Source organism: Conexibacter sp. CPCC 206217, assembly GCF_030646165.1.
In the GTDB taxonomy this organism is placed as follows: domain Bacteria; phylum Actinomycetota; class Thermoleophilia; order Solirubrobacterales; family Solirubrobacteraceae; genus Conexibacter.
Map to the genome: position 1 here is coordinate 276,284 of NZ_JAUTDO010000004.1, position 15,749 is coordinate 292,032.

Sequence of the window (15,749 nt, forward strand, 5' to 3'; positions counted from 1 at the left end):
GATCCCCCGCGCGCTCGCACGTCCGTCCGTATCGACGTGTCCGCACTCTGTCGGCTGGGTAGGCTCATAACACAACCGCAGCTCGCTTCTCGAAACGGCAAACCACTCGTGAGGGTGGGACGCAAAGCCACGGGACTCCAGGTCGTATGGAGTCAGCCGGGTCGCCGAAGGAACAAGGCATTCGAGGCATGTAGCGGGCGCCCGAATGCAAAGGAGTTGCAGTGCACACTCGGATCCCCGCGATCCTCGCGTCCGGTCTCGTCGCCGCCGCCATGCTTCCCGGCGCGACGGCCTCGGCAGCCGCGCTCCCCGGGGCGCGGGCCGCCGCCGACGACTGCCGCAACGCGCGCGTCTCGCCGGCCGAGAACGCCCGCGCCGCCGCGGACGCGACGCTGTGCCTGCTCAACCGCGAACGCGCCGACCACGGCCTGCGCCCGCTGCGCGCGAACAACGCGCTCGCTCGCGCCGCGCGAGGCCATTCGCGCGACATGGTCCGTCGCAGCTTCTTCGACCACACCGCGCCGGGCAACGTGACGTTCATCGACCGCATCCGCAGAGCGCGCTACTCGCCGAAGGGCAGCTGGTCGGTCGCCGAGAACATCGCTTGGGGCAGCGCAGAGCAGTCGCAGCCGATCCACATCGTCGAGAGCTGGATGAAGAGCCCGGGCCACCGCGCCAACATCCTCAACGGCAGCTTCCGCGTGATCGGCCTCGGGATCGCCCCCGGCGTCCCCGTCGACGCGGCCGCCGCGCGCTCGCAGCCGGGCGGCACCTACACGACCGACTTCGGCTCGCGCTGAGCCGATCGCCCGGCGCCGCTCGCGTCCGCTCCCTCAGTTCAGCGTCGCGAGCGTCAGCGGGACGATCGCCTCGGCTCCGGCCTTGCGCAGCTGACCGCCGACCATCGCGAGCGTGAAGCCGGACAGGCGCCGATCGTCGACGAGCACGCCCGCTCCCGGCGGGGGCGGCTGCACGACCTGGAAGGCTCCGCGCACGTTCGCGGCCTGCTGCGCGGCGTTCGCCATCTCGCGCTGCGGCGGACGCTCCTCGCGCCGTTGCAGCAGCTGCAGCCGCGGCACGCCGAGCTGGCGCGCGAGCGCATCGGCGAGCTGCTCGATCTGCGTCCCGTGCTGAACCGACGGGACGCTCGTGACCCAGTCGACGCGGCGCCCGCTGAGCGCCTCGGCCAACGCGACCGCGACCTCGTCGTCGAGCCGTCCGCGGCGCAGGCCGCGCTCGATCGCCGGCCACCAGCCGCCATCGCCCAGGCGCGCGAGCGCCCAGCCGGGCTCGACAAGTGCGTCGACGGGGATCTTGCGCATCGTGCCGCCGCGGTCCGGCGCCATCTTGCGCTGCTCCAGCGCGATCGGCTGGGAGCGCAGATGGCGCTGCGCCTGCTCGACCAGCCGCGGTGACGGCGGCTCGGCGTAGCGCGGGCCGGCGCAGACCGAGCAGCGGCCGCAATCGGTCGGAGCGGGGTCGTCCAGCTCCTCCTGCAATGCGCGCATCAAGCAGCGGCCGTCGGTGCCGAACGACGCCATCGCCTCCTGCTCGGCGCGGCGCAACGCGGTGATCTGCGCGTAACGCTCACCGTCGTAGCGCCAGGCGCTGCCCTCGACCGCGCGCCAGCGCGTGCCGTCGCGGCGGACCGCGCCCTCGACGTCGAGGATCTTCAGCATCGCCTCGATGCGCCCGGCGCCGAGGTTGACGACGGCCATCAGCTCGCGGCTCGTGCGACCCTCGCCCGCGCCGCCCGCGGCGTTCAGCTCCGCCAGCACCGCCTGCACCTTCTCCTGCGCGGGGAACGCCTGCTCGATGAAGAAGTCCTGGATCCGCCGGTCCTCCGCACCGCGCAGCAGCACCACCTCGGCGTTGTCGACGCCGCGCCCGGCGCGGCCGACCTGCTGGTAATAGGAGACGACGGACCCGGGGGCTTGGTAGTGCACGACGAACTCGAGGTCGGCCTTGTCGTAGCCCATCCCCAGCGCGCTGGTGGCGACGAGCGCCTTCACGTCGTTGCGCAGCAGCCGCTCCTCGGCGGCGATCCGCTGATCGGTCTCCTGCTCGCCGCTGTAGGCGAGCGCCGGGATGCCGTTCGCCGACAGGAACGAGGCGACCTGCTCTGCGTCGCGCTTGGTGAGCGTGTAGACGATTCCCGAGCCGGGCAGCTGCGGCAGCCGCTCGACGAGCCACGCGAGCCGCTCAGCCGGCCGCGGCAGTTCCAGCGCCTCCAGCCGCAGCGAGCTGCGCCCGAGCGGGCCGCGGTAGGAGCGCAGCGGCTCGGTGCCGGCGCTCACGCCCGGGCCGGCCGCGGCGCCCGCGACGCCCGCGCCCGCATCCGCCGCCGCACCCGCGTCAGGCCGCACCTCGACCCCCGCCGCCAGCTGGTCGAGCACGTCCGCGACGACGCGGTCGTTCGCGGTCGCGGTCGTGCCGAGCACCGCGACGCGTTCGGGCAGCGCGGCGAGCATGTCCTTGACGCGCCGGTAGTCGGGCCGGAAGTCGTGGCCCCAGTCGGAGATGCAGTGCGCCTCGTCGATCACCAGCAGGCCGACCGAGGCGGCGAAGAGCGGCAGCATCTCGTCGCGAAAGCGCGGGTTGTTGAGCCGCTCCGGCGAGATCAGCAGCAGGTCGATCTCGTCGTTGGCGAGCCCGCTCCGGATGTCGTCCCACGCCTCGCGGTTGGTCGAGTTGATCGTCTGCGCTCGCAGTCCCAGCCGCTGGGCGCCCGCGATCTGGTTGCGCATCAGCGCCAGCAGCGGCGAGACGATCAGCGTCGGCCCCGCGCCCTGCGCCCGCAGCAAAGCGGTCGCGACGAAGTAGACCGCCGACTTGCCCCACCCCGTCCGCTGCACGCACAGCACCCGCGCACGATCGACGACGACGTCGTGGATCGCCTCCAGCTGGCCGTCGCGGAAGTCGGCGGCAGGGTTGCCGGTGAGCATCCGCAGACGCTCGAGCGTCTGCGCGGCGAAGTCTGGTGCGACAGCGGTGGACATGCCTGCAGCGTAGCCGCCGTCCCGGCCCGGATCGGCCCTTCCGCAATTAATTTGCAGTCCTGCGCAATTGCGTGACAACTACCCGCGCAGCAGCACGTCGACGAGGCCGGGGAAGCGGGATTCGAGGTCGTCGCGGCGCAGGGAGATGAAGCGTTCGGTGCCGGCGGCGCGGGTGCGGGTGACGCCGGCCAGGCGCAGCAGCTTGAGGTGGTAGGAGCAGGTCGAGGTCGGGAGGCCGACGGCGCCGGTCAGCTCGCCCGAGCGCATCTCCGAGCCCGCGTCGGCGAGCGTGCGGATCAGCTCCAGCCGGATCGGCTCGCCGCAGGCGCGCATGATCGCCGAGAGGTCGAGTTGGTCGGTCGCGGGGTGCGGGATCGAGCGCGCGCTCGCGTGCTGGACGGGCGCTTCGCCGGTGGCAGCTTGGTTCGACATTCTTCGTACTATGGTACAACCTTAGTTCGAAACCTTTGGAACTTTTGAAGGAGACCCCGGTGCCACCCGCCAGCTCCACCACAACCGTCGCAGCCCCGCGCCGGCTCACAGGAACGCCCGCATTCGCGCTCGTCGCGGCCGTGATCGGCCTGGCGCTCGCGGCGTCTGCGACACCGACACCGCTCTACGGGGTCTACCAGCAGGAGTGGGGCTTCTCGACGATCACGCTGACGCTCGTCTACGCCGTCTACACCGTCGGCGTGCTCGCTGCTCTGCTCGTCGCCGGTTCGATCTCCGACCAGGTCGGGCGCCGCCCGGTGCTGTTCGCCGCGCTCACCGGCCTGATCGCCTCGACCGTCGTGTTCGCGTTCGCCGACTCGGTCGCATGGCTGTTCGCCGCGCGGCTCGTGCAGGGCCTCTTCACCGGCGTCGCGCTCGGCGCCGCCGGCGCCGCGATGATCGACCTCCACCCGCGCGCCGACCACCGGCGGGTCGGGCTCGTCAACGGCACCGTCAGCGCCGCCGGCCTGGGCGTCGGCTCGATCGTCTCCGCCGCGCTCGTCCAGTACGGCCCCGCGCCGGAGGTGCTCCCCTATGTCCTCCTCGGCGTCCTCTTCGCGGCCGCGCTGACCGCGACGTTCTTCCTGCCCGAGCCGATCCGCGAGCGCTCGCGCCTGGCCCTTCATCTCCAGCGTCCGCAGATCCCGCCGGCCGTGCGCGGCGCGTTCCTGCTGTCCTCGCTCGCCGTGCTGGCCTCCTGGTCGATCGGCGGCATCTACCTGTCGATCGGTCCGCGCCTGGCCAGTGAGATGCTCGACACGCAGAACCACCTCGCCGGCGGCCTCGCGATCCTCGCGCTCACGCTCCCGGCAGTGCTGACGCAGCTGCGCTTCCACGCGCTCGACCCGCACACCGCGGCGTCCGCCGGCGCGGCCACGCTCGGGGTCGGGATGGCGCTGATCGTCGCCTCGCTGTCGACCGGCTCGGCGGTCTTCTTCCTCGCCGCCAGCGCCGTCGCGGGCGCCGGCTGGGGCGCCGCCTTCCTCGGCGCGCTGCGATCGCTGACCGCGGTGATACCGCCGCAGCACCGCGCCGAGGTGATGTCCGCCTTCTACGTCGTCGCGTACCTGTCGCTCGGCGTCCCAGCGATCGTCGCGGGCGTCGTCGCCACGCACCTCAGCCTCGACGACACCTTCCGCATCTTCGGCGCGCTCGTCGTGGTGCTCGCCGCGACCGTCTCGGTGCTTGCCGCCCGCGTGCGCACGACGACCCGCGCCGCAGCCGTCACGGCGTAGCGGCGCTGGCGCTCCCGCCGCAAGGCACGGAGCGCGTCCTCAGACGCGCTTCGTGTCTCTGCGGTAGGCGCGCATCGCCAGCAGCGACAGCACGACCGACCAGGCGCCGATCACGATCCAGCCCTGCGCGCCCCAGCCGCCGCCTCCGATCGAGACGTGGCTCGCCCGCACCAGCCAGTACGAGGGCAGCAGGCGCGCGAGGTCGTACATGAAGCCCGACGTGATCGGGAACCAGGTGCCGCCCAGCAGCGCCAGCAGCGACGCCGTCCCGCCCATCACCGGGCCGATCGCGTCGACCGTCAGGAGGTGGCCGATCAGCACGCCGAGCGCGGCGAACGGCACCAGCCCGACGAGGATCAGCCCGGTCATCGCGAGCCAGTCGCCGGCGCCGAGGCGCACGCCGAGGATCGAGCCGCAGACGTACATCAGCAGGATCGACAGCGTCGCCATCACGTACGCCGTCAGCACCTTCGCGCCGAGGTAGGAGCGCGCCGACAGCGGCGTGATCCGCAGCTGCCGGTTCCAGCCGACCGAGCGCTCGCCGGCGATCCGCGCGCCGCTGCTGATCGTCGCCATCATCGCGCCGAACGCCGCCAGGCCGATCATGTAGTAGAGCGGCGCCGAGATGCCGGTGTCGCCGAAGTTCGTCTCGCCCTTGTTCGGGCCCGCGATCACGAAGTAGAGGATCACCGGGAAGGCGAACGAGAAGATGAAGAAGCGTGCGTTGCGGAACGTCCGCAGCAGCTCGAAGCGGAGGTACGTGACGCTCATCGAGCCGGCTCCCTCGCCTGCGCGCCCGCGTACAGCGCGTCGTCGGCGTCATCGTCGTCGTAGCCGTCGTCGCCGGTCAGCTGCAGGAACGCCTGCTCCAGCCCGGCGCCGCTGATCTCCAGGTCGCACGCCGCGGGGTGCTCGTCCAGCAGCGCGCGCACGGCGGCGTCGGAGTCGTTGCAGGAGAGGATCACGGCGTCGCCGTGACGATCGGCGTTGACGACGCCCGGCAGCGCGCCGAGCACCGCCAGGTTCACGCCCGGCAGCGTCGCGCGGATCGTGCGCGCGCCGACCATCGCCTTGATCTCCGTCGTCGGGCCGTCCGCGACGATCCGGCCGCGCGCCATCAGCACGGCGCGGTCGGCGTAGGCGTCGGCCTCGTCGAGGTAGTGGGTCGCGAAGACGATCGTCTTGCCGCGCGCGGCAAACGCGCGCATCGTCGACCAGAAGGCGTGGCGGCCCTCGACGTCCATCGCGACCGTCGGCTCGTCGAGCACGAGCAGGTCGGGATCGCTCACGAGCGCGACGGCGGCGCGCACACGCTGCGTCTCGCCGCCCGACAGCTTGTTCGTGCGCTGTTCGGCGATCTGCTCGAGCCCCGCCAGCTCCAGCACCTCGTCGATCGCCATCGGCGCCGGGTACAGCGCGGCCATCATCACGATCAGCTCGCGCACGCTGAGGTCCCTGATCAGCGCCCCGGTCTGCAGCATCGCGCCGACTGCGCCCGCGTCGATCGCGGCGGTCGGGTCCATGCCGAAGACGCTGACGCGGCCCTCGTCGGGCCGCGCGAGCCCGAGCAGCATGTCGATCGTCGTCGACTTGCCGGCGCCGTTGGGTCCCAGCAGCGCGACCGTTTCTCCGCGTCCGATCGAGACGTCGACGCCGCGCACCGCGCGGACCGGTCCGTTCGCGGAGCGGAAGCTCTTGACGAGGCCCTGCAGTTCGACGCCGGGCCTCGTCGCCGTTTCGTTCACCATGCTCCGCAGTCTGCGTCAGCCGAGCCGCGGGCGTAAGTGTCGGCCGTCCGGAATGGGGCATGACATCCGTCACGGTTTCAGACGCTCAGCTCCTGGGCATCGCGCTTGCGCTCCAGCGCCACACGCGGCAGGACCGCCCGCAGCCAGCGCGGCATCCACCACGCCTTTCTGTCCAACAGCTCCATCACCGCCGGCACGATCAGGCAGCGGATCACGACCGCGTCGAGCAGGATCGCGACCGCGAGCCCGAGGCCGAACTGCTTCATCATGCGGTCCGGGCTGGCGAGGAAGGCGCCGAAGACGACGACCATGATCGCGCCCGCGGCCGTGATCACGCGACCGGTCTGCGCCAGTCCCTCGCGGACGGCGTGGCGGGCGTCGTGCGTGCGCTCCCACTCCTCGTGCATCCGCCCGACGAGGAAGACCTCGTAGTCCATCGAGAGGCCGAAGACGATCGCGAAGATCAGGATCGGGATCGTCGCGTCGATCGGGCTCGGCTCCGCCCCGAACAGGCCGTGCTGGAAGACGAGCGTCACGACGCCGAGCGCCGCGCCGATGCTGAGCAGGTTCAGCAGCGCCGCCTTCAGCGGGATCAGGACGGAGCGGAAGACGACCATCAGCAGCAGCGCGGACAGCCCGACGACGATCGCGACGAACAGCGGCAGGCGGTCCTGCACGGCGTGCGCGTAGTCGTCGGTGGCGGCGGTCCCGCCGCCGACCAGGTAGGTCGCCCCGGTTCTCGCCGCCAGCGACGGCAGCACGTCGTCGCGCAGGTCGGTCACGAGCCGCTGGGTCGCCTCGTCCTGGGGCTTGGCGTCGGGGTAGGCGATCACGGTCGCGACGCGTGCAGGCGCCGCGCTCGCGCCGCTGCCACCGGACGCGCCGCTCCCGCCGTCCTGCGCCGGCGCCACCGCGGCAACCCCCGGCGTGCGCGCGAGCGTGTCGCGCAGCGCGTCGGCGGCGTCCGCGCTGCCGCCCTCGGCGACGATCAGCAGCGGGCCGTTGAAGCCGTCGCCGAAGCCTGTCGCGAGCAGGTCGTAGGCCTTGCGCGACGTGCTGGAGGTGCTGTCGTTGCTGGCGTCGGCGAAGCCGAGACGCATGCCCGTCGCGGGCAGCGCCAGCGCGACCATCAGCGTGCCGGCGATCGCGAGCACGGCGACCGGGCGGCGCTGCACGGCCGCGGCCCAGTTGCGCCAGCGCTCGCCCTCGACGCGGTTGCGCTTGCGCGCCCGCAGCGCGCGCTTGCGCACGCTGCGCTCGATCCGCTGGCCGCAGACGGTCAGCAGCGCGGGCAGCAGCGTCAGCGAGGCGATCATCGTCACGAGCACGGTCAGCGAGACGCCGAGCGCGATCCCCTGCAGCACGCCGATGCCGAGCACGATCAGGCCGAGCAGGCCGATGATCACGGTCGTGCCGGCGAAGACGACCGAGCGCCCGGCGGTGTCGAGCGCGATCCGCAGCGCGTCGTCGCGGTCGCGGTCGTTCAGCAGCTCGGCGCGGTAGCGGGAGAAGATCAGCAGCGCGTAGTCGATCCCGACGCCGAGACCGACGAGCGACATCAGCGCCGGTGTGAAGTCGGCGACGTCGATCACGTGCGAGCCGAGCACGATCAGCGCGGTCGTGCCGCCGACCGCGACGAGCGCGGTCACGATCGGGATGCTCGCCGCCAGCAGCGAGCCGAACAGGAAGATCAGGATCACGAGCGCGGCGAGCGTGCCGATCGACTCGGCCCCGCCGCCGCCCGGGTTGAGGTAGCGGACGGCGTCGCCGCCCAGTTCGACCTGCAGACCGTCGCCGCGCGCCGCCTCGGCGGTGTCGACGAGCCGTTCGATCGCGGCCTTCGGGACGCCGTCGGCGGTCTTGTCGAGCATCACGGTCGCGTGCGCGATCGTGCCGTCTCTGGAGACCGCGCCGGCGGTCGTGTACGGGTTCTGCACCGCGGCGACGTGCGGCAGCCTGTCGACGCGCGCGAGCATCGCGTCGACACGACCGCGCGTGCCGTCGGTCCACATGCCGCCGGGATCGCGCATCACGATCTCGACGGTGTCGCCGGCCTGGGCCGGTGCGGAGCGTTGCAGCGTGTCGAGCGCCTGCTGCGATTCGGTGCCCGGCAGCGCGAAGTCGTTGGACCAGTCCGAGCCGAGCGCGAACGAGCCGCCGAGGACGGCGATCAGCAGCGCCACCCACAGCGCGATCGCCCGCCGGCGGTGGTGGATCGACCATTGCGCGAGCCGCTCGAAGCGACTCTCTGAGCGGCGCGTCGGAGCGGGCCGCGAGCGTGTGGAAGTCATGCCAGGCACGCTCTCAACGGCGCCGCGCCGCGTCGCTGGGGTGCCGTGCAGGGCGCGCGGGGGTCCGCGGCCGGATCGCGGGCGGGGGTTATCCCCCGCTCAGCGCTGGATCAGGACCGGCGTGCCGCGCGGGGCGAGCGTGAGCAGGCGGTTGACGACCGTCTGCGGGGCGCGCACGCAGCCGTGCGAGGCGGCGGTCCCGAGCGGGTCGCCGAGCTGGTCGGCCGCGTGGATCGCGGCCTGCGGGATCCCGCCCTGGTAGCGGGCGAGCGCGCGCGAGTAGGCGACGAGCGCCAGCACGCGCGGGCCGAGCAGGCTGCCGGGCGGCTCCTTCGCGATCGCGTCGACGGCGAACTGGCCGAGCGGCGTCGGCGTCTCGGGGGCACCGACGACGACACTCGTGCTGAGGACCCTGCGCCCGGCGCGTGAGAACGTCAGCGTGCGCTCTGACAGGTCGACGACGATGCGGCGGTCGGTTCTCGCCAGCTGCGCCGCGCGCGCCGGGATCCAGCCGTGCGAGCCGGCCGGCATGCCCTTCACGAGCACGTCGAGCCAGCGCTCGTCGGCGACCATGCGCGAGCCCAGCACCAGCAGCACGTTCGGACCGCCCCAGAACGGCGCGCGCGTGTCGAGCGTCCGCACGGCCTTCGCTCGCTCGCCCGGCTGCACCCGCGCGACGACCGTCTCGACGACGGTCGCGGTCCACGCCCCGCGCGCGGTCGGAGCGTGGAGGGCGGAGGGCCGGTCGGCGGGGGGTCGCTTCGCCGGCGCGGAGGCGCTCGGCGCAGCCTTCGCCGCGGGCGCCGCGACCGCCGCGGGCACCAGCGACGCGCCCGCCAGAACGGCGGCGATCAACACGAGCGAGATGGCACGCGGGACGGACATCAGGACCAGTGAACGATGGCAGATCGAGATCGTCGGAGAACGTCCGCGCGCCGACTGCGGGATCGCTCTCGGCTGCCGATCACCCATGACGATGGACATCCTCGGTACGTCGACGAACGGCGCGCGCCGCGCGTGAACCTCGACACACCGTCAGCGGCTGTGCTGGAGTCCGTCGCATGACCGACGAGCGACTCCTCCCGGTCGGCGACGGGATCGAGCTGTGCGCGCAGACGTTCGGCGATCCGGCCGACGCGCCGCTGCTGCTGATCTCCGGGCTCGGGCAGCAGCTGATCGCCTGGCCGGCCGCGCTGTGCGAGCAGCTCGCCGCGCGCGGCCTGTACGTGATCCGCTTCGACAACCGCGACGTCGGGCGTTCGACGCGCGCCGCGGTGCGCCCGCCGACGCCGCTGCAACTCGGAACCCGCCGCTTCGCCGCCGGCCAGTACACGCTCGCGGAGATGGCGCACGACACGGCCGGGCTGCTCGACGCACTCGGGCTCGACAGCGTCCACGTCGCGGGCAGATCGATGGGCGGCATGATCGGCCAGACGCTCGCCGCGCGCCATCCGCAGCGGATCCTGACGTTGACCTCGATCATGTCGACGACGGGCGCCCGCCGGCTCGGGCGCCCGGCGCCGTCGACGTGGCGGCTGATGCTCGGCAAGCCGTCGAGAGAGCGTGCCGCCTCGATCGAGCGCGCCGTCGTGCTGTGGCGCCACATCGGCTCGCACGGCTATCCGTTCGACGAGGACGAGGTCCGCGCCGTCGCGGGCGTCGCATGGGATCGCGGCCACGACCCGGCCGGCGTCGCACGGCAGTTGGCGGCGATCGTCAAGTCCGGCGACCGCACCCGCGAGGTGCGCACGATCAGCGTCCCGACGCTCGTGATCCACGGCGACCGCGACCGGATGGTCAACCCGACCGGCGGCCGCGCGACCGCGGCCGCGATCCCCGGCTCGCGCCATGTCACGATCCCCGGCATGGGCCACGACCTGCCCGTCGGCGCGTGGCCGCAACTGGTCGAGCTGATCGCGTCGCAGACGCGCGCGGGCGCCCGCGCGCCGGCGCAGTCCGCTCGCTGAGCGACGGGCCGCCGGCACACGTCGCGCACGCGCCAAGACGCTGCGCGGTCCGTCCTCACTACCCTTCCCGGTCGTGAACGAGGCCTCCGTCCATCCGCTCAAACGCCTGTGGCGCCGTGCGCCGCGCTACCGCTCGAGAGTCGTGCGCGGCTCGATCTGGGCGGTCCTCAACCAGATCCTCGACATCCTGCCGGAGCTGCTGATCGGCGTCGCGATCGACGTCGTCGTGCGTCAGCAGGGCAGCTTCGTCGGGCAGTGGACGGGGATCGAGGACCGCGAGAGCCAGTTGTTCGTGCTGGCCGGCGTGACCGCGGTCGTGTGGATCCTCGAGTCGCTCACGGAGTACCTCGCGCAGCGCGCCTGGCGCACGCTCTCGCAGGACCTCCAGCACGACCTGCGGATGGACGCCTACGGCCACGTGCAGGAGCTGGAGCTGGCGTGGTTCGAGGATCGCGAGGCCGGCAGACTGCTGACGATCCTCAACGACGACGTCAACCAGCTGGAGCGCTTCCTCGACGTCGGCGCGCTGAAGATCCTGCAGACGGCGACGAGCGTCGTCGGCGTCGGCGCGGTCTTCTTCGTGATCTCGCCGCTGCTGGCGGTGCTGGCGTTCCTGCCGATCCCCGTGATCGTCGGCGGCTCGCTGATCTTCCAGAGACGGCTGGAGCCGCGCTACGCGGCGGTGCGCGACCGCGCCGGCCGCCTCGGCGGCCTGATCGGCGGCAACCTCGGCGGGATCGCGACGATCAAGGCGTTCGGCGCCGAGCGGCGCGAGTCCGCACGCGTCGCCGACGCGTCGATCTCCTACGCGAGCGCGAACCGCGAGGCGATCGCGCTGAGCGCCGCGTTCGTGCCGGTGATCCGGATCGCGATCCTGATCGGCTTCATGGTCACGCTCGTCGTCGGCGGCCACCTGACGCTGAACGGGACGCTGGAGATCGGCATGTACTCCGTGCTCGTGTTCATGACGCAGCGGCTGCTGTGGCCGCTGACGGAGCTGGGCGAGACGCTCGACCTGTACCAGCGCGGAACCGCCTCGCTGCGACGGATCCTCGACCTGATCGACGCGCCCGTGGCGGTGCGACCGGGGACGCGGGAGCTGCCGCCGGTGGGCGCGAGCGGCGTCGCGGCGGGCGGGAACGTCGATGCGGCGAGCAACGGCGACGGGGCGCGCGCGGACCGCCGCGATGACGATCGCGCGTCCCGCGGTCGCGCCGTCTCCTTCGACGACGTCTCCTTCGTCTACCGCGACGGCGACGGCGCGGTCCGCACGCGCGTGCTCGACGGGCTCGCGCTCGACATAGGCGCGGGCGAGACGCACGCGATCGTCGGCCCGACCGGCGCCGGCAAGTCGACCGTCGTGAAGCTGCTGCTGCGGCTCTACGACGCCGACGGCGGCACGGTCGCGATCGACGGCGTGCCGGTGCCGGAGCTGTCGTTCGAGGCGCTGCGCGGCACGATCGGCTACGTCGGGCAGGACACGTTCCTGTTCGACGGCTCGGTCGCCGACAACCTCCGCTACGGCGAGCCGGACGCGACCGACGAGCAGCTGCGCACCGCCGCCGAGCAGGCCGAGGCGCACGATTTCGTCGCGGCGCTGCCGCAGGGCTACGACACGCCCGTCGGCGAACGCGGGGTGCGGCTCTCCGGCGGCCAGCGCCAGCGGCTGACGATCGCCCGCGCGCTCGTGCGCGACCCGTCGATCCTCGTGCTCGACGAGGCGACCTCGGCGGTCGACAACGAGACCGAGGCGGCGATCCAGCGCTCGCTGCTGCGCGTCAGCCGCGAGCGCACGACGATCGTGATCGCCCACCGTCTCTCGACGATCCGCCACGCCGATCGCATCCACGTGCTCGACGGCGGCCGCGTCGCCGAAGCCGGCACGCACGACGAGCTGGTCGCCCGCCGCGGCCGCTACGCCGCGCTGTGGGCGGTCCAGACCGGCGAGGTCGCGACCGCCGACGCCGCGCTCGACTGACGGCGCATCCGCTCCGCTCACGCCCCCGTTCGTCGGACCGGGGACGCACGATCAGTCGCGAGCCGCGCGCAGCTCGCCTCACGCTCCCGTCGTCGACCCCGGTCGCACGACCATCAGGACCGTGACCGTCGCCCACAGCAGGTTGAAGACGCCGACGGTCATCGCGAGCTGAGCGGCGTCGCGGCGGACGCGGTCGGCGGGGGCGAGCAGGACGGCGGTGTCGCCGGCGGGCAAGGCGACAGGTGCGTCGGCGGGCGCCGTCAGCTCGCGCAGCACGCGATCCTGCAACGGCAGCACGAGCCCCGCGAGGACGCCGCCGGCGATGCCGGTGAGGACCATCGAGGCGGACAGCCAGGCGTCGCCGAGCACGCCCATCGCCGCCGCGGTCGCGAAGCCGAAGACGGGGACGAGCAGGGCCAGCACCGCGTAGACGCGGCAGATCCGGTGCAGCGTCCGCAGCGACGCCAGTGCCGCCGCGTCGCCCGGCCCCGCGGCAGCCGCCGCGCGCGCCGAACGGGGGAAGACGCTGGCTGCGACGGCCACCGGGCCGACGGCGAGGATCGCGACGATCACGTGGATGCTGAGCAGGAGCTTGGTCACCGCCGCAACGCTATGAACGGCCCGCGTGACGGACAAGTGGCAAGAATGCCACATGTCAACGGGTTTCGGACAGTAGGCTTGGTGGCATGCACACCGTCGCCGTCCTCGCGCTCGACGCCGTGATCTCGTCCGACCTCGCGACACCGCTCGACCTCTTCGGCCGCGCCCGGCTGGCCGACGGGACGCCGGCGTATCGCGTCCTCGTCTGCGGCCCCGCACCTGAGATCGCGGTGGCCGACGGCGCGTTCTCGCTGACCGCGCCGCACGACCTCAGCGCGCTCACCAGCGCCGACACGATCATGCTGCCCGGTCTCGCGCAGCCGGCCGCGTCGATCTCCGGCGACGTGCTCGACGCGCTGCGCAGCGCGTCCGCGCGCGGGGCGCGGATCGCCTCGATCTGCGTCGGCGCCTTCACGCTCGCCGCGACCGGGCTGCTCGCCGGCAGGCGCGCGACCACGCACTGGGCCGCCGCCGCGGAACTGGCCCGCATGCACCCGGCGATCACGGTCGATCCCGACGTGCTGTACGTCGACAACGGGCAGCTGCTGACCTCCGCAGGCGCAGCCGCCGGGCTCGACCTGTGCCTGCACATGGTCCGCCGCGACCACGGCGCCGCGGTCGCCGCCGACAGCGCCCGCTACGCCGTCATGCCGCTGGAGCGCGACGGCGGCCAGGCGCAGTTCATCGTCCACGAGCCGCCCGCGCCGGACGGCGCGACGCTGCAGCCGCTGCTGCTGTGGATCGAGCGCAACGCGCACCGCGAGCTGACACTCGACGCGATCGCCGCGCAGGCGCTGATGAGCACGCGCACGCTCAACCGTCGCTTCCGCGAGCAGACCGGCACGACACCGCTGCGCTGGCTGCACCGACTGCGGCTGCGGCGTGCCCAGCTGCTGCTGGAGACGACCGCGCACCCCGTCGAGCAGATCGCCGCGCAGGTCGGCTTCGGCTCCGCGACGACCTTCCGCGACCGCTTCAGAGCGCTCGTCGGCACCAGCCCGCAGGCGTACCGGCGCGCGTTCCGCACCGCCCCCGCCGGCTGAGCGGCAGCGCGCCGCGCAGGCCCGCCTCGACCGGCGAAGCACGACGCGCACCGTCCAACCGTCGTTTCGACCGGGTTCCACCGCGACCGCGCGCTGCCAAGATCAACCGCGGTCGAAACTTCGAGGAGAACCTGACGATGACCGATGTCGTGATCGCTTCCGCCGTGCGCACCGCCGTCGGCGGCTACGGAAAGTCGCTCAAGGACGTGCCGCCGAGCGAGCTCGGGGCGACCGCCGCACGCGCCGCGCTGGAGCGGGCCGGCGTCGCGCCGGAGCAGGTCGAGCACGTCGTCTTCGGCAACGTGATCCACACGCAGCCGAGCGACATGTACATGGCGCGCGTCGTCGGGATGGGCGCGGGGATTCCGAAGGAGACGCCGGCCTTCACCGTCAACCGTCTCTGCGGCACCGGCGTGCAGGCGATCGTCTCCGCGACGCAGGCGATCCAGTCCGGCGACGTCGAGGTCGCGCTGGCGGGCGGCACGGAGTCGATGAGCCGCGGGCCGTACTGGCTGCCGACCGGCCGCTGGGGCGCTCGGATGGGCGAGACGAAGATGGTCGACCCGGTCTCGGGCGCCCTGACCGATCCGTTCAACGACATCCTGATGGGCGTCACGGCCGAGAACCTCGCCGAGCGCCACGACATCTCGCGCGAGCAGCAGGACGCGTTCGCGGTCGAGTCGCACCAGCGCGCGATCGCCGCACGCGACGCCGGCCGCTTCGTCGACCAGATCGTTCCGGTGACCGTCAAGACGCGCAAGGGCGAGATCGAGTTCGCGACCGACGAGCACATCCGCGACGACGCGTCGCTGGAAGGGATGGCGAAGCTGAAGCCGGTCTTCAGACGCGACGGCGGCACTGTCACCGCCGGCAACGCCTCCGGCATGAACGACGCCGGCGCAGCGGCCGTGCTGCTGTCCGCCGACAAGGCGGCGGAGCTGGGCGTGACCGTCAGAGCGCGCGTGCTCGGCTACGCCAGCTGCGGCGTCGACCCCGCCGTGATGGGGATCGGGCCGGTCCCGGCGGTCAAGAAGGTGCTCGACCGCACCGGCGTCTCGCTCGACCAGATCGGCGTGATCGAGCTGAACGAGGCGTTCGCGGCGCAGGCGCTCGCGGTCATCAAGGAGCTCGACCTCGACCCCGCGAAGGTCAACCCCAACGGCGGCGCGATCGCGCTCGGGCATCCGATCAGCGCGACCGGTGCGGCGATCACCGCGAAGGCGATCGCGGAGCTGGAGCGTGCCAATCACGACTACGCGCTCGTGACGCTCTGCATCGGCGGCGGCCAGGGGATCGCGCTGCTGCTCGGCAAGCCGTAGGGTGCCGCAGGCCGGACGGCGCCGGCCGCGAGCGCGAAGCGGCGCCGTCTCGGCCAAGCACGGCCACAGAGACTCCG

Annotated in this window: 13 protein-coding genes and 1 riboswitch; of the genes, 6 read left to right on the forward strand and 7 right to left on the reverse strand. The window is 72.8% G+C overall.

Annotation, left to right across the window (positions count from 1 at the left end; translation table 11 throughout):
• Positions 1-86: 86 nt before the first annotated feature.
• Positions 87-169: riboswitch (cyclic di-GMP riboswitch) on the forward strand.
• A gap of 52 nt (positions 170-221) precedes the next feature.
• Positions 222-800, forward strand: coding sequence for a CAP domain-containing protein (locus Q7L65_RS12505; protein WP_304721595.1), 579 nt, complete (start codon positions 222-224; stop codon positions 798-800).
• Positions 801-833: 33 nt separating this feature from the next.
• Here the strand turns inward: Q7L65_RS12505 and Q7L65_RS12510 are convergent, their stop codons facing one another.
• Together Q7L65_RS12510 and Q7L65_RS12515 are read right to left on the reverse strand one after the other, a co-directional pair.
• Positions 834-2,999, reverse strand: a complete 2,166-nt coding sequence (locus Q7L65_RS12510) for a RecQ family ATP-dependent DNA helicase (RefSeq protein ID WP_304721597.1) — start codon at positions 2,997-2,999, stop codon at positions 834-836.
• 78 nt (positions 3,000-3,077) lie between these two features.
• Positions 3,078-3,431: a helix-turn-helix transcriptional regulator gene (locus Q7L65_RS12515; protein WP_304721599.1), complete on the reverse strand. Its 354-nt coding sequence runs from the start codon at positions 3,429-3,431 to the stop codon at positions 3,078-3,080.
• Between the two features lie 59 nt (positions 3,432-3,490).
• Between Q7L65_RS12515 and Q7L65_RS12520 the strand changes: the two genes are divergently transcribed.
• Complete coding sequence (locus Q7L65_RS12520) at positions 3,491-4,726, forward strand: MFS transporter (RefSeq protein WP_304721601.1); 1,236 nt, start codon at positions 3,491-3,493, stop codon at positions 4,724-4,726.
• Positions 4,727-4,765: 39 nt separating this feature from the next.
• On the opposite strand, the gene Q7L65_RS12525 is transcribed toward Q7L65_RS12520, so the two are convergent.
• The 4 genes from Q7L65_RS12525 to Q7L65_RS12540 all read right to left on the reverse strand — a co-directional run bounded on the left by Q7L65_RS12525 (position 4,766) and on the right by Q7L65_RS12540 (position 9,737).
• Entirely contained in the window at positions 4,766-5,497 is a 732-nt protein-coding gene (locus Q7L65_RS12525) for an ABC transporter permease (RefSeq protein WP_304721602.1), read from the reverse strand.
• Positions 5,494-6,474, reverse strand: a complete 981-nt coding sequence (locus tag Q7L65_RS12530; protein ID WP_304721603.1) for an ABC transporter ATP-binding protein — start codon at positions 6,472-6,474, stop codon at positions 5,494-5,496. Before Q7L65_RS12530 ends, Q7L65_RS12525 begins: the two co-directional genes overlap by 4 nt.
• 77 nt (positions 6,475-6,551) lie before the next feature.
• Positions 6,552-8,765, reverse strand: a complete 2,214-nt coding sequence (locus Q7L65_RS12535) for an MMPL family transporter (protein WP_304721604.1) — start codon at positions 8,763-8,765, stop codon at positions 6,552-6,554.
• A 99-nt stretch (positions 8,766-8,864) separates the two neighbouring features.
• Positions 8,865-9,737: a L,D-transpeptidase gene (locus tag Q7L65_RS12540; protein WP_304721606.1), complete on the reverse strand. Its 873-nt coding sequence runs from the start codon at positions 9,735-9,737 to the stop codon at positions 8,865-8,867.
• An 89-nt stretch (positions 9,738-9,826) separates the two neighbouring features.
• Here Q7L65_RS12540 and Q7L65_RS12545 point away from each other — a divergent pair, with 89 nt between their 5' ends.
• Both Q7L65_RS12545 and Q7L65_RS12550 read left to right on the forward strand, forming a co-directional pair.
• Positions 9,827-10,732 (forward strand): alpha/beta fold hydrolase, encoded by a 906-nt coding sequence (locus Q7L65_RS12545; RefSeq protein ID WP_304721607.1) that lies wholly within the window; start codon positions 9,827-9,829, stop codon positions 10,730-10,732.
• A 73-nt stretch (positions 10,733-10,805) separates the two neighbouring features.
• Positions 10,806-12,710 carry an ABC transporter ATP-binding protein gene (locus Q7L65_RS12550; RefSeq protein WP_304721609.1) on the forward strand — a complete coding sequence of 635 codons (1,905 nt, stop codon included), beginning with the start codon at positions 10,806-10,808 and terminating at the stop codon, positions 12,708-12,710.
• Between the two features lie 78 nt (positions 12,711-12,788).
• On the opposite strand, the gene Q7L65_RS12555 is transcribed toward Q7L65_RS12550, so the two are convergent.
• A complete protein-coding gene (locus tag Q7L65_RS12555) occupies positions 12,789-13,310 on the reverse strand; it encodes a hypothetical protein (protein ID WP_304721610.1) in 522 nt (173 codons plus the stop codon).
• An 86-nt stretch (positions 13,311-13,396) separates the two neighbouring features.
• Between Q7L65_RS12555 and Q7L65_RS12560 the strand changes: the two genes are divergently transcribed.
• Both Q7L65_RS12560 and bktB read left to right on the forward strand, forming a co-directional pair.
• A complete protein-coding gene (locus tag Q7L65_RS12560) occupies positions 13,397-14,353 on the forward strand; it encodes a GlxA family transcriptional regulator (RefSeq protein WP_304721611.1) in 957 nt (318 codons plus the stop codon).
• A 137-nt stretch (positions 14,354-14,490) separates the two neighbouring features.
• Positions 14,491-15,672, forward strand: a complete 1,182-nt coding sequence (gene bktB, locus Q7L65_RS12565) for a beta-ketothiolase BktB (RefSeq protein ID WP_304721613.1) — start codon at positions 14,491-14,493, stop codon at positions 15,670-15,672.
• Positions 15,673-15,749 lie beyond the last annotated feature (77 nt).

Excerpts from the sequence above, each read along its gene's own strand:
- Q7L65_RS12510 (WP_304721597.1), bottom strand. The coding sequence starts at position 2,999 with ATGTCCACCGCTGTCGCACCAGACTTCGCCGCGCAGACGCTCGAGCGT.
- Q7L65_RS12515 (WP_304721599.1), bottom strand. The coding sequence starts at position 3,431 with ATGTCGAACCAAGCTGCCACCGGCGAAGCGCCCGTCCAGCACGCGAGC.
- Q7L65_RS12525 (WP_304721602.1), bottom strand. The coding sequence starts at position 5,497 with ATGAGCGTCACGTACCTCCGCTTCGAGCTGCTGCGGACGTTCCGCAAC.
- Q7L65_RS12530 (WP_304721603.1), bottom strand. The coding sequence starts at position 6,474 with ATGGTGAACGAAACGGCGACGAGGCCCGGCGTCGAACTGCAGGGCCTC.
- Q7L65_RS12535 (WP_304721604.1), bottom strand. The coding sequence starts at position 8,765 with ATGACTTCCACACGCTCGCGGCCCGCTCCGACGCGCCGCTCAGAGAGT.
- Q7L65_RS12540 (WP_304721606.1), bottom strand. The coding sequence starts at position 9,737 with ATGGGTGATCGGCAGCCGAGAGCGATCCCGCAGTCGGCGCGCGGACGT.
- Q7L65_RS12545 (WP_304721607.1), top strand. The coding sequence starts at position 9,827 with ATGACCGACGAGCGACTCCTCCCGGTCGGCGACGGGATCGAGCTGTGC.
- Q7L65_RS12560 (WP_304721611.1), top strand. The coding sequence starts at position 13,397 with ATGCACACCGTCGCCGTCCTCGCGCTCGACGCCGTGATCTCGTCCGAC.
- bktB (WP_304721613.1), top strand. The coding sequence starts at position 14,491 with ATGACCGATGTCGTGATCGCTTCCGCCGTGCGCACCGCCGTCGGCGGC.